The sequence below is a fragment of the Serratia marcescens subsp. marcescens ATCC 13880 genome (genome assembly GCF_017299535.1).
Taxonomy (GTDB): Bacteria; Pseudomonadota; Gammaproteobacteria; order Enterobacterales; family Enterobacteriaceae; genus Serratia; species Serratia marcescens.
The window spans coordinates 4931021-4944348 of the sequence record NZ_CP071238.1 but is presented as its reverse complement, the minus strand read 5'-3'; the positions used below and the strand labels follow the sequence as shown (position 1 = coordinate 4944348).

Here is a 13328-nt window from a genome sequence, read left to right as displayed (position 1 = left end):
GGCATCCGCCAATTAAGTTTGGATGCTTTTCTCATGACAATTACAAAAAATACGCTGCTGGCGGTGGTCTCCTCCGTCACGGCTTTTTCTGGATGGGCGCAAGACAACACCACTGCCACGAATGGCGATAACCTGGTGGTGACCGCCAACCGCTTCCCGCAGCCGGTTTCTTCCGTATTGGCGCCGACCTCTGTCGTCACCCGTAACGATATCGATCGCTGGCAGGCCAAGAGCCTGACCGACGTGATGCGCCGTTTGCCGGGCGTGGACGTTGGCCAAAACGGCGGGTTGGGGCAAAAGAGCTCGCTGTTTATTCGCGGCACCAACTCCAGCCACGTGCTGGTGCTAATTGACGGCATTCGCCTTAATCAGGCGGGCGTCAGCGGCTCTTCCGATCTCAGCCAAATCCCGATTTCTCTGGTGCAGAAAGTCGAATACATTCGCGGCCCGCGTTCGGCGGTATACGGTTCCGACGCCATCGGCGGCGTAGTCAACATCATTACCACGCGTGAAAAGAACGGTACTACGCTCTCAGCCGGCGTCGGCTCCAACGGCTATCAATCCTATGACGCGTCGACTCAACAGCCGTTGGGCGACAGCACCGTGGCGACGGTGGCGGGTGACTACACCTACACCAAAGGGTATGACGTGGTGGCCTACGGCAGCACCGGCATGCAAAGCCAGCAGGATCGCGATGGCTTTATGAGTAAGTCGCTGTATGGTGCGCTTGAGCACCAGTTCAGCGAATCGGTCAGCGGTTTTGTGCGCGGGTATGGTTACGACAACCGCACGGCGTATGATAGTTATTATTCCTCACCGACCAGCCCTCTGCTGGATACGCGCAAACTGTATAGCCAAACCTGGGATACCGGATTGCGCTATAAAGAAGGCATTTACGCAACACAAGTGATTGGCAGCTACAGCCATAGCAAGGATTACGATTACGATCCTCGCCTCGGCATGCATGACAGCTCTGCCAGCCTGGTGGATTCCGAACAGTACAACCTGCAGTGGGGCAATACGCTGCAGGTTGGACAGGGTACCGTAAGCTCTGGCGTCGACTGGCAGCAACAGAAAATCAAACCGGATTCCACCACCGTGAAGGGTGAAAAAAGCCAACGTGATGCAGGCATCTATCTGACTGCGCAGCAACTGGTTGGCCCGGTAACGCTGGAAGGCGCGGTTCGAGGTGACGATCATTCCGAGTTTGGCTGGCATGGCACCTGGCAAACCAGCGCGGCATGGGAATTCGTCGAGGGATACCGTTTTATCGCGTCGTATGGCACGGCGTTCAAAGCACCGAATATGAGCCAGCTATACGGCAACTTCGGTAACAACACCGATCTGAAACCGGAAGAAAGCAAGCAGTGGGAAGGTGGCTTTGAAGGGCTGACCGGCCCGGTGACCTGGCGCATCTCCGGTTATCGCAACGACATCGACAATTTGATCGATTCCACGGGGGAAACCAACTACGTCTATTACAACGTGGGTAAGGCGACCATCAAAGGGATTGAAGCTACGGCCTCGTTTGATACCGGCCCGTTGACGCATCAGATTGGTTATGACTATGTCGATCCTCGCAACGCCAAGACCAATGAAGTGCTGCTGCGGCGCGCCAAGCAGCAGGTGAAATATGAGCTGGACTGGCAGCTGTATGACTTTGACTGGGCGGTGACTTATCAATATCTGGGTCAACGTTATGACAAGGATTACAGTACCTATCCGGAACAAAGCGTTAAACTTGGCGGCGTGAGTCTGTGGGATCTCGCAGTTTCGTATCCGGTCACATCTCATCTGACAGTTCGTGGTAGAATTGCCAACCTGTTTGATAAAGATTATGAGACGGCCTATGGCTACGCTACTCCAGGAAGAGAATACTACCTCACTGGAAGCTATACCTTCTAACAGCACCGCCACACCTCGCCCGACGGTGCTGGTTTTTGATTCCGGCGTCGGCGGGCTGTCGGTGTATCAGGAGATTCGGCAGTTGCTGCCGGATCTCCACTATATATACGCGTTCGACAACGTGGCGTTCCCCTACGGCGAGAAGTCCGAAGAGTTTATCGTTGAGCGCGTGCTGGAGATTGTCGGCGCGGTGCAGCAGCGTCATCCTCTGGCGATTGTCGTCATTGCCTGCAACACCGCCAGCACCGTTTCCTTGCCGGCCCTGCGCGAGCGTTTCAGTTTCCCTGTCGTGGGCGTGGTGCCCGCCATTAAACCGGCGGCCCGTCTTACCGTCAACGGCATTGTCGGCCTGTTGGCGACCCGCGGCACCGTACAGCGCAGCTACACCCACGAACTGATTTCCCGTTTCGCCACCGACTGCAAGATTGAACTGCTGGGCTCTTCAGAACTGGTGGAGCTGGCGGAAGCCAAGCTGCATGGCGAAGCCGTGCCGCTGCCGGTGCTGAAGAAGATCCTGCATCCGTGGCTGAGCATGCGCGAGCCGCCGGATACCGTCGTGCTGGGCTGCACCCATTTTCCTCTGTTAGCTGAAGAGCTGATGCAGGTGTTGCCGGAAGGCACCCGATTGGTGGATTCCGGCGCGGCGATTGCCCGCCGCACAGCCTGGCTCATCTCTACGCAGGAAAGCCTGGTCTCGAGCCAGGAAGAGAATCTGGCGTATTGCATGGCGTTAAATGAAGATACTGACGCTTTATTGCCCGTTTTGCAGGGCTACGGCTTTAAATCGTTGAAAAAACTGCCGCTTTAACGGTGTTTTGGTCAAACATTCAACGGTTGGAAAAAATATTGAAAATAGGGGTTGCGGCCCGCCGAGAACTCCCTATAATGCGCCTCCACTGACCGGGAACAACGACTGACAAGCCGCCGGGTCAGCGAGAAGAAAGCGAAATAAACGCTTGACTCTCCGGGCGAAAAGCGTAGTATACGCAGCCCGCGCCGATGAGTTTCTCGGCACTGCTCTTTAACAATTTATCAGACAATCTGTGTGGGCACTCCACAAGACGATATCCAGCATCTTCGGATGCAAAAAAATATCAAGTCTTGAAGAGTGACTAACTGAAGTAAAATTCATGCAGTAAATCTTTGAGCATCGCTTCTCGAGTAGAAGCAAATCAAGCTTTTAATTGAAGAGTTTGATCATGGCTCAGATTGAACGCTGGCGGCAGGCTTAACACATGCAAGTCGAGCGGTAGCACAGGGGAGCTTGCTCCCTGGGTGACGAGCGGCGGACGGGTGAGTAATGTCTGGGAAACTGCCTGATGGAGGGGGATAACTACTGGAAACGGTAGCTAATACCGCATAACGTCGCAAGACCAAAGAGGGGGACCTTCGGGCCTCTTGCCATCAGATGTGCCCAGATGGGATTAGCTAGTAGGTGGGGTAATGGCTCACCTAGGCGACGATCCCTAGCTGGTCTGAGAGGATGACCAGCCACACTGGAACTGAGACACGGTCCAGACTCCTACGGGAGGCAGCAGTGGGGAATATTGCACAATGGGCGCAAGCCTGATGCAGCCATGCCGCGTGTGTGAAGAAGGCCTTCGGGTTGTAAAGCACTTTCAGCGAGGAGGAAGGTGGTGAGCTTAATACGTTCATCAATTGACGTTACTCGCAGAAGAAGCACCGGCTAACTCCGTGCCAGCAGCCGCGGTAATACGGAGGGTGCAAGCGTTAATCGGAATTACTGGGCGTAAAGCGCACGCAGGCGGTTTGTTAAGTCAGATGTGAAATCCCCGGGCTCAACCTGGGAACTGCATTTGAAACTGGCAAGCTAGAGTCTCGTAGAGGGGGGTAGAATTCCAGGTGTAGCGGTGAAATGCGTAGAGATCTGGAGGAATACCGGTGGCGAAGGCGGCCCCCTGGACGAAGACTGACGCTCAGGTGCGAAAGCGTGGGGAGCAAACAGGATTAGATACCCTGGTAGTCCACGCTGTAAACGATGTCGATTTGGAGGTTGTGCCCTTGAGGCGTGGCTTCCGGAGCTAACGCGTTAAATCGACCGCCTGGGGAGTACGGCCGCAAGGTTAAAACTCAAATGAATTGACGGGGGCCCGCACAAGCGGTGGAGCATGTGGTTTAATTCGATGCAACGCGAAGAACCTTACCTACTCTTGACATCCAGAGAACTTTCCAGAGATGGATTGGTGCCTTCGGGAACTCTGAGACAGGTGCTGCATGGCTGTCGTCAGCTCGTGTTGTGAAATGTTGGGTTAAGTCCCGCAACGAGCGCAACCCTTATCCTTTGTTGCCAGCGGTTCGGCCGGGAACTCAAAGGAGACTGCCAGTGATAAACTGGAGGAAGGTGGGGATGACGTCAAGTCATCATGGCCCTTACGAGTAGGGCTACACACGTGCTACAATGGCATATACAAAGAGAAGCGACCTCGCGAGAGCAAGCGGACCTCATAAAGTATGTCGTAGTCCGGATTGGAGTCTGCAACTCGACTCCATGAAGTCGGAATCGCTAGTAATCGTAGATCAGAATGCTACGGTGAATACGTTCCCGGGCCTTGTACACACCGCCCGTCACACCATGGGAGTGGGTTGCAAAAGAAGTAGGTAGCTTAACCTTCGGGAGGGCGCTTACCACTTTGTGATTCATGACTGGGGTGAAGTCGTAACAAGGTAACCGTAGGGGAACCTGCGGTTGGATCACCTCCTTACCTAAAGATATTAGTTCGAGTGGCGTGCTCACACAGATTGTCTGATAGAAAGTAACGAGCAGAAATACCTTTATAGGCTTGTAGCTCAGGTGGTTAGAGCGCACCCCTGATAAGGGTGAGGTCGGTGGTTCAAGTCCACTCAGGCCTACCACTTCTCGGAAGTGGAAAAGGTACTGCGCGTGACTGTATGGGGCTATAGCTCAGCTGGGAGAGCGCCTGCCTTGCACGCAGGAGGTCAGCGGTTCGATCCCGCTTAGCTCCACCATATAGTCCGGTATTTAATACTTCAGAGTATATTGGCGACAGTATGCTGCGAAGTATTTTGCTCTTTAACAATCTGGAACAAGCTGAAAATTGAAACATGACGGCTGAAATTTGTCCCTCCGTAGACGTATTGGGATGAAGAGTAACCTGTCATAGAGTCTCTCAAATGTTTGCAGCGCGAACGATGGAAACATCTTCGGGTTGTGAGGTTAAGTGACTAAGCGTACACGGTGGATGCCTAGGCAGTCAGAGGCGATGAAGGGCGTGCTAATCTGCGAAAAGCGTCGGTAAGGTGATATGAACCGTTATAACCGGCGATACCCGAATGGGGAAACCCAGTGTGTTTCGACACATTATCATGTCATGAATACATAGTGGCATGAGGCGAACCGGGGGAACTGAAACATCTAAGTACCCCGAGGAAAAGAAATCAACCGAGATTCCCCCAGTAGCGGCGAGCGAACGGGGAGGAGCCCAGAACCTGAATCGGCTTGTGTGTTAGTGGAAGCGTCTGGAAAGTCGCGCAGCAAAGGGTGATAGCCCCGTACACTAAAATGCACAGGTCGTGAGTTCGATGAGTAGGGCGGGACACGTGACATCCTGTCTGAATATGGGGGGACCATCCTCCAAGGCTAAATACTCCTGACTGACCGATAGTGAACCAGTACCGTGAGGGAAAGGCGAAAAGAACCCCGGCGAGGGGAGTGAAATAGAACCTGAAACCGTGTACGTACAAGCAGTGGGAGCACCTTCGTGGTGTGACTGCGTACCTTTTGTATAATGGGTCAGCGACTTATATTTTGTAGCAAGGTTAACCGTATAGGGGAGCCGTAGGGAAACCGAGTCTTAACTGGGCGATTAGTTGCAAGGTATAGACCCGAAACCCGGTGATCTAGCCATGGGCAGGTTGAAGGTTGGGTAACACTAACTGGAGGACCGAACCGACTAATGTTGAAAAATTAGCGGATGACTTGTGGCTGGGGGTGAAAGGCCAATCAAACCGGGAGATAGCTGGTTCTCCCCGAAAGCTATTTAGGTAGCGCCTCGTGAACTCATCTTCGGGGGTAGAGCACTGTTTCGGCTAGGGGGCCATCCCGGCTTACCAAACCGATGCAAACTCCGAATACCGAAGAATGTTATCACGGGAGACACACGGCGGGTGCTAACGTCCGTCGTGAAGAGGGAAACAACCCAGACCGCCAGCTAAGGTCCCAAAGTCATGGTTAAGTGGGAAACGATGTGGGAAGGCATAGACAGCCAGGATGTTGGCTTAGAAGCAGCCATCATTTAAAGAAAGCGTAATAGCTCACTGGTCGAGTCGGCCTGCGCGGAAGATGTAACGGGGCTAAACCATGCACCGAAGCTGCGGCAGCGACGCTTAGCGTTGTTGGGTAGGGGAGCGTTCTGTAAGCCGTTGAAGGTGGCCTGTGAGGGTTGCTGGAGGTATCAGAAGTGCGAATGCTGACATAAGTAACGATAAAGCGGGTGAAAAGCCCGCTCGCCGGAAGACCAAGGGTTCCTGTCCAACGTTAATCGGGGCAGGGTGAGTCGACCCCTAAGGCGAGGCTGAAAAGCGTAGTCGATGGGAAACAGGTTAATATTCCTGTACTTGGTGTTACTGCGAAGGGGGGACGGAGAAGGCTAGGCTAGCCGGGCGACGGTTGTCCCGGTTTAAGCGTGTAGGGGGTGTGACCTGGTAAATCCGGTTGCATACTAACCCTGAGGCGTGATGACGATGCACTACGGTGCAGAAGTAGTTGATGCCCTGCTTCCAGGAAAATCCTCTAAGCTCCAGGTAACATTAAATCGTACCCCAAACCGACACAGGTGGTCAGGTAGAGAATACCAAGGCGCTTGAGAGAACTCGGGTGAAGGAACTAGGCAAAATGGTGCCGTAACTTCGGGAGAAGGCACGCTGGCATGTAGGTGAAGTCCCTCGCGGATGGAGCTGAAGCCAGTCGAAGATACCAGCTGGCTGCAACTGTTTAATAAAAACACAGCACTGTGCAAACACGAAAGTGGACGTATACGGTGTGACGCCTGCCCGGTGCTGGAAGGTTAATTGATGGGGTCAGCCGCAAGGCGAAGCTCTTGATCGAAGCCCCAGTAAACGGCGGCCGTAACTATAACGGTCCTAAGGTAGCGAAATTCCTTGTCGGGTAAGTTCCGACCTGCACGAATGGCGTAATGATGGCCAGGCTGTCTCCACCCGAGACTCAGTGAAATTGAACTCGCTGTGAAGATGCAGTGTACCCGCGGCAAGACGGAAAGACCCCGTGAACCTTTACTATAGCTTGACACTGAACATTGAGCCTTGATGTGTAGGATAGGTGGGAGGCTTTGAAGCGTGGACGCCAGTCTGCGTGGAGCCATCCTTGAAATACCACCCTTTAATGTTTGATGTTCTAACTCGGCCCCATAATCTGGGGTGAGGACAGTGTCTGGTGGGTAGTTTGACTGGGGCGGTCTCCTCCCAAAGAGTAACGGAGGAGCACGAAGGTTAGCTAATCACGGTCGGACATCGTGAGGTTAGTGCAAAGGCATAAGCTAGCTTGACTGCGAGAGTGACGGCTCGAGCAGGTACGAAAGTAGGTCTTAGTGATCCGGTGGTTCTGAATGGAAGGGCCATCGCTCAACGGATAAAAGGTACTCCGGGGATAACAGGCTGATACCGCCCAAGAGTTCATATCGACGGCGGTGTTTGGCACCTCGATGTCGGCTCATCACATCCTGGGGCTGAAGTAGGTCCCAAGGGTATGGCTGTTCGCCATTTAAAGTGGTACGCGAGCTGGGTTTAGAACGTCGTGAGACAGTTCGGTCCCTATCTGCCGTGGGCGTTGGAAGATTGAGAGGGGTTGCTCCTAGTACGAGAGGACCGGAGTGAACGCACCACTGGTGTTCGGGTTGTCATGCCAATGGCATTGCCCGGTAGCTAAGTGCGGAAAAGATAAGCGCTGAAAGCATCTAAGCGCGAAACTTGCCTCAAGATGAGTCTTCCCTGGGCCTTTAAGGCCCCTGAAGGAACGTTTAAGACTAAGACGTTGATAGGCTGGGTGTGTAAGTGCAGCGATGCATTGAGCTAACCAGTACTAATGATCCGTGAGGCTTAACCTTACAACACCGAAGGTGTTTTTTAGAGAGATTTTCAGCGAAGTTCCGAGATTGGTTCTGATGGCTTGACGGAAGTGAAGCGGTTGGAATGAAACGAATTTGCCTGGCGGCAATAGCGCGGTGGTCCCACCTGACCCCATGCCGAACTCAGAAGTGAAACGCCGTAGCGCCGATGGTAGTGTGGGGTCTCCCCATGCGAGAGTAGGACACTGCCAGGCATCAAATAAACGTTATCAGTGTGACGACTGGTAATGCGCAAATCGCAGAACGCGATGTTGCCGGCATCGAAAGATGCAACGTAAAAGAATCGGTGGAGCGGTAGTTCAGTTGGTTAGAATACCTGCCTGTCACGCAGGGGGTCGCGGGTTCGAGCCCCGTCCGTTCCGCCACTTATTTAATTATGCCTGCTTTATTAGCAGGCATAATGTTAAGCGAGATTTAGGGGCGTAGCTCAGTTGGTAGAGCACCGGTCTCCAAAACCGGGTGTCGCGAGTTCGAGTCTCTCCGCCCCTGCCATATTAAGAACCCTTTGCGAAAGCAAAGGGTTTTTTTTTGCCTATTATCCCGATCCTTAGAGCGTTATCGTTTTGGAAAAGAGCGCATCTGCTGCTCTATGCTGATGCTTATCTGATCCGAGTTGCTCCATAGCCTTTCGATCTTTACCCCCGCGGACCTCCTGATTCTCCTACCATTTTGCATTTTCTTCTCTCAGAAGGCGATGGGCGGCTTTTGGCATGATAGACAGCCAAGACCACGGTGGCGGCTTTTAAGGCCGCCATGGCGCTTTAGGCTGCGGTATTTAAAGGTATTTTAAGTAATTGCCGAATCAAAGGTTGTTGATCGCTGTTTTGCAACCAGACGGCATACAGTGGGCGGATAATCGGCGGGATCTCGGTGGCGGCCACCAGCTGTGGGTACTCTTTTTCCCAATGGCTGGGCAGGAAAGCGCATCCGCCCGTGGTTTCCAACAGCTGACGCGTCAGGTGAGCGGAGGTGGTGGTAAGCACCGGTACGTTATCACCTTCCAACATGCGGTTTTCTTGTTGGTGGAAGTCGGCTCCCCATTCCAGCTTGATGTAGGGCATTGGGGCCTGTTTGTCACGATAAGCGGATGAGAACAGGCGTAATGAGAAATTGCTCAGTTGCTGGCTGGCCAACTCATCCATCTTCGGCGGTTCAGTGGTGATCAGTAAATCGAGCTGCCTTTCATGCAGTTGTTTTACCAAAGAGTGCCTTAATGCCACCCTGGCTTCTAGCTGCAGCGCCTCGCGTTGTTGATAGAGTGCTTGCAACCAGGGAGTCAGATAGGCCTCCCACAACGAAGCGGTAGCGCCGATCGACAACTCGGTGTGTTGCAGCGAACGCACGACTTCCTTCTTCGCCAACTGCCAGGTGTTCATCAGGCTCTCGGCATAGGGCAGAAGCCGCTCACCGGCAGGCGTCAGGCGGATGTTATTGCGATGACGGGTAAATAAATTTGCGCCCAACTGGTTTTCTAGCTGACGGATGCGGAAACTGACCGCGGACTGCGTTAAGTACAAAGATTCTGCGGCTCTGCCAAAGTGACGCGTTCTACTGACCTCCAAAAAGGTTTTCAGTAATTCGGTATCCACACCTATCTCCAAAAAAATTTGTCGTTAAGATTTAAATGTTTTGTTTTACACGCTGTCAAGCCTATCTAATACTCCGCGCCATAAACAGCACGGCCATAAGAGAATTAGGAGCGTGTCAGATGGCGGATAGCTTCACCACGACCAATCGTTTTTTTGATAATAAACATTACCCTCGCGGGTTCTCCCGTCACGGCGATTTCACCATTAAAGAGGCGCAATTGCTAGAGCGCTTCGGCTACGCGTTTAACGAGTTGGACTCGGGTAAACGCCAGCCGGCCACTGAAGAAGAACAGCTGTTCGTCGCAGTGTGCCGCGGTGAGCGCGAAGCGGCTACCGAGCAGGAAAAAGTATGGGCTAAATATCTGGCGCGCACACGTCGCCCGAAGAAATTCCATACTCTGTCCGGCGGTAAACCGCAGGCTGACGCAGTAGAAGATTACAGCGACAGCGAAGACTAAAGACGATGGGGCCTGCGGGCCCCATTTTCATTCCAGACTGCGATGCAGTTGTAACAGCAGACGGTCCATACTGCGATAGCCCAGCGCTTCGCTGAGATGGCGCCTGTCGAGCTCAGCATCTCCCGCCAAATCCGCCAGCGTGCGCGCCACTTTCAAGATGCGCTGCCAGGCGCGGACCGATAACCCCAGCGTGTTTAATGTCGCTTCCAAAAACTCGGCGTCTGCCGCCTGCAAAACGCAATCTCGTTCCACTTCACGGTTGCTCAACAGCGCGTTGACTTTACCGGCGCGTTCGAGCTGCCGGGCGCGTGCCTGCTGCACCCTTTTCCGTACTTGTTCGCTGCTTTCTCCATGAGCTTTCCGATGACTGAGCGTACCCGGCGGCAACAACGGCACTTCGATAGACAGATCGAAACGGTCGAGAAAAGGCCCTGACAGCCGGGCCAGATAGCGCAACACCTGCTGCGGTGAGGCGCGATTGTGCAACCCCTGATAATGCCCTGTCGGGCTGGGGTTCATTGCCGCGATCAGTTGCACCCTGGCGGGGAAACAGACCTTGGCGTTGGCGCGTGAAATCACGATCTCGCCGGATTCCAACGGCTCACGCAGCGCATCCAGTACCTTACGCTCGAATTCCGGCAGTTCATCCAGAAACAGCACGCCGTTATGCGCCATCGAGATCTCGCCCGGTCGCGGCAGTGAGCCGCCGCCGACCAATGCCGCCATCGAGGCGCTGTGGTGCGGCGCGCGAAACGGCCTCTGGCGCCATGGTAGCGCGGCGGGAATGTGATGCTGCAAGCTGGCGATCGCCAGGCTTTCCAGCGCCTCAGCCTCCGTCAGCGGCGGCAGCAAGCCCGTGAGACGGCTGGCCAGCATGGTTTTACCGGTGCCCGGTGGCCCAATCAACAGCAGGTTATGCCCGCCGGCGGCGGCGATCTCTAATGCCCGCTTGGCCTGTTCCTGACCGATGATGTCGCGCAGGTCGGCGTTTTCGCACGCGTTGTCCGCATCGGGGGGCGTGGCCGCTACCGGCAGTTCGCCTTGGCCGAGCAAAAAAGCGCAGACTTCCAGCAGGTGTTGGGCGGTATGGGAGCGCGACTGCGCGATCAGGCCGACTTCGGCGGCGTTGTCCGTCGAGAGGATCAGTTGCCGCCCGGCATCAGCCGCCGCCAGTGCCGCCGGGATCGCTCCCCTGACCGCGCGCAGTGAGCCAGACAGCGCGAGCTCGCCAAGAAACTCGTAGCGCGCCAACGGCGCGAGGGGTAATTGCTCGGAGGCGGCGAGGATCGCCAGCGCTATCGGCAGATCGTAACGCCCGCCTTCTTTCGGCAGATCGGCGGGCGCCAAATTGACGGTGATGCGCCGGGCGGGAAAGGTGAAACCGCTGTTGATCAGGGCGCTGCGCACCCGATCGCGCGCCTCTTTTACCGTGGTTTCCGGCAGGCCGACCAGCGTCAGGCCGGGCAGGCCATTGCTGATATGCACCTCCACCGTTACGGAAGGGGCCTGAACGCCGATGATGGCGCGGCTATAGATTAACGCCAGTGACATATCGCTCTCCTTGCTGAGGACGACATGATGCGAGGTTCATCCTGGCATTGCGCGGCGTTATTGGTGGTTTTTCTAGGGGTTTCGCAGCGTAATTGCTCATTTTCATCGAAGTAAATGAGATTGTGCGAGCCGCCTCGCAACCTGTGGCAATACCCATTAACAATTCGCTGAAGGCTGCAACACATTAGCGGCCCATACGCATTGCAATCATAGGGTTAACGGGTGTATTTAACAATTGATTAAAAGAAAAATCACTTCTTTAACAAGCTCCGACCGCCGCCGCATTCTGCCCGGCAGCCGCTAAACCTCCTGACTTCGTACTCTACGGTAGGGATAACACTATGTTTGGTTGGACCCCGCTGCAACGCAACGCGGCAATCGCCAGCTTTTCAAGCTGGACGCTCGACGCTTTCGATTTTTTCGTGCTGGTATTCTTACTCAGCGACATCGCGCAATCCTTTCACGTCGGTCTGGAACAGGTCACGTTGGCGATTCTGCTCACGCTGGCGGTGCGCCCGATTGGCGCGCTGATCTTCGGGCGTGCGGCGGAAAAGTATGGCCGCAAACCGATCCTGATGTTGAATATCGTCTTTTTCTCGGTGTTTGAGCTGCTCTCCGCCGCCGCGCCCTCGCTGACGGTCTTCTTGCTGTTGCGGGTGTTGTACGGTGTCGCGATGGGCGGCATCTGGGGCGTGGCGTCGTCGTTGGCGATGGAAACCATACCGGACCGCTCACGCGGCCTGATGTCGGGTATTTTCCAGGCCGGCTATCCGTTTGGTTATCTGCTGGCGGCGGTGGTGTACGGCCTGCTGTTCGAGACGGTCGGCTGGCGCGGCATGTTCGTCATCGGCGCGGCGCCGATCCTGCTGCTGCCGTTTATTTATTATTGCGTGCAGGAGTCGCCGGTGTGGCTGGCGGCGCGTGAACGCAAAGAGAGCACCGCCTTGCTGCCGGTGTTGAAGAGCCACTGGAAGCTGTGCTGCTATCTGGTGCTGCTGATGGCGGCGTTCAATTTCTTCTCCCACGGCACGCAGGATCTGTATCCGGTGTTTCTGAAAGTTCAGCACGGTTTCGACCCTAAAACCGTCAGTATCATCGCCATTAGCTACAATATCGCGTCAATTATCGGCGGTGTTTTCTTCGGTTCGTTGTCGGAAAAGATCGGCCGCAAAAAAGCGATCATCATTGCCGCGCTGCTGGCGCTGCCGGTGATCCCGCTGTGGGCGTTTTCCAGCGGTTCGCTGATGTTGGGGATCGGCGCTTTCCTGATGCAGTTCATGGTGCAGGGCGCCTGGGGCGTGGTGCCGACCTACCTGACCGAGTTGGTGCCGGCCAACACCCGCGCGGTGCTGCCGGGGTTTGTGTACCAACTGGGTAACCTGATCGCTTCGGTCAACGCCACGCTGCAAGCCACCATCGCCGAGCATCATGGGCATAATTACGGCCTGGCGATGGCGATCGTCGCCGGTACGGTGGCGGTGGCGATCGCCCTGTTGGTGTTCTTCGGCAAGGATACGCGCGGCAAGGCGATCACCGACGCGGTAGAAAATCCGGGTATGCGCGCCAACGTGTGAAAGATGGGCGATTCGCGTGAGGTATGACCAGATTGCGCCGAATAATAACGCAAAAAAAGTGTTGTCATGCCGCGCGTGACTATGATACCTCTGTAAGCATTAGTTCTGAATGAGCACAGTGAACAAACC

Annotated in this window: 6 protein-coding genes, 4 tRNA genes and 3 rRNA genes; 11 read left to right on the top strand and 2 right to left on the bottom strand. The window is 54.8% G+C overall.

From position 1 onward, the window contains the following. The first annotated feature begins 33 nt into the window (after positions 1-33). The 9 genes from btuB (at position 34) to J0F90_RS23570 (ending at position 8519) form a co-directional block, all read left to right on the top strand. Entirely contained in the window at positions 34-1905 is a 1872-nt protein-coding gene (gene btuB, locus J0F90_RS23610; protein ID WP_033639152.1) for a TonB-dependent vitamin B12 receptor BtuB, read from the top strand. Continuing rightward, on the top strand, positions 1850-2713 hold the full coding sequence (gene murI, locus J0F90_RS23605) for a glutamate racemase (RefSeq protein WP_033631312.1): 864 nt from the start codon (positions 1850-1852) through the stop codon (positions 2711-2713). The genes btuB and murI overlap by 56 nt, the downstream gene beginning before the upstream one ends. Before the next feature lie 373 nt (positions 2714-3086). Further along, positions 3087-4628: ribosomal RNA gene (locus tag J0F90_RS23600) — 16S ribosomal RNA — on the top strand. Positions 4629-4702: 74 nt separating this feature from the next. Continuing rightward, a tRNA-Ile gene (locus J0F90_RS23595) sits at positions 4703-4779 on the top strand. 38 nt (positions 4780-4817) lie between these two features. Then, positions 4818-4893: transfer RNA gene (locus J0F90_RS23590), tRNA-Ala, on the top strand. A gap of 206 nt (positions 4894-5099) precedes the next feature. Then, a 23S ribosomal RNA gene (locus J0F90_RS23585) occupies positions 5100-8006 on the top strand. 99 nt (positions 8007-8105) lie between these two features. Then, positions 8106-8221 (top strand): 5S ribosomal RNA (gene rrf / locus J0F90_RS23580). Together the 16S, 23S and 5S rRNA genes with 4 tRNA genes alongside form the textbook arrangement of a ribosomal RNA operon. Positions 8222-8315: 94 nt before the next feature. Next, positions 8316-8392, top strand: a tRNA-Asp gene (locus tag J0F90_RS23575). Positions 8393-8443: 51 nt separating this feature from the next. Then, positions 8444-8519, top strand: a tRNA-Trp gene (locus J0F90_RS23570). Between the two features lie 269 nt (positions 8520-8788). On the opposite strand, the gene hdfR is transcribed toward J0F90_RS23570, so the two are convergent. Further along, positions 8789-9616: an HTH-type transcriptional regulator HdfR gene (gene hdfR, locus J0F90_RS23565; protein ID WP_028128092.1), complete on the bottom strand. Its 828-nt coding sequence runs from the start codon at positions 9614-9616 to the stop codon at positions 8789-8791. Between the two features lie 119 nt (positions 9617-9735). Here hdfR and J0F90_RS23560 point away from each other — a divergent pair, with 119 nt between their 5' ends. Then, the gene (locus J0F90_RS23560; protein ID WP_004929946.1) at positions 9736-10074 is read left to right on the top strand and encodes a MaoP family protein; all 339 of its coding nucleotides are present in this window, start codon (positions 9736-9738) and stop codon (positions 10072-10074) included. Positions 10075-10101: 27 nt separating this feature from the next. Here the strand turns inward: J0F90_RS23560 and J0F90_RS23555 are convergent, their stop codons facing one another. Continuing rightward, on the bottom strand, positions 10102-11625 hold the full coding sequence (locus J0F90_RS23555) for a YifB family Mg chelatase-like AAA ATPase (RefSeq protein ID WP_016930477.1): 1524 nt from the start codon (positions 11623-11625) through the stop codon (positions 10102-10104). A 341-nt stretch (positions 11626-11966) separates the two neighbouring features. On the opposite strand from J0F90_RS23555, the gene J0F90_RS23550 reads away from it, so the two are divergent. Further along, positions 11967-13199 (top strand): MFS transporter, encoded by a 1233-nt coding sequence (locus J0F90_RS23550; RefSeq protein WP_004929950.1) that lies wholly within the window; start codon positions 11967-11969, stop codon positions 13197-13199. Positions 13200-13328: the final 129 nt, after the last annotated feature.

Coding starts and splice junctions, on each gene's coding strand:
- J0F90_RS23555 (WP_016930477.1), bottom strand. CDS start 11,625: ATGTCACTGGCGTTAATCTATAGCCGCGCCATCATCGGCGTTCAGGCC.
- J0F90_RS23550 (WP_004929950.1), top strand. CDS start 11,967: ATGTTTGGTTGGACCCCGCTGCAACGCAACGCGGCAATCGCCAGCTTT.
- J0F90_RS23560 (WP_004929946.1), top strand. CDS start 9,736: ATGGCGGATAGCTTCACCACGACCAATCGTTTTTTTGATAATAAACAT.
- murI (WP_033631312.1), top strand. CDS start 1,850: ATGGCTACGCTACTCCAGGAAGAGAATACTACCTCACTGGAAGCTATA.
- btuB (WP_033639152.1), top strand. CDS start 34: ATGACAATTACAAAAAATACGCTGCTGGCGGTGGTCTCCTCCGTCACG.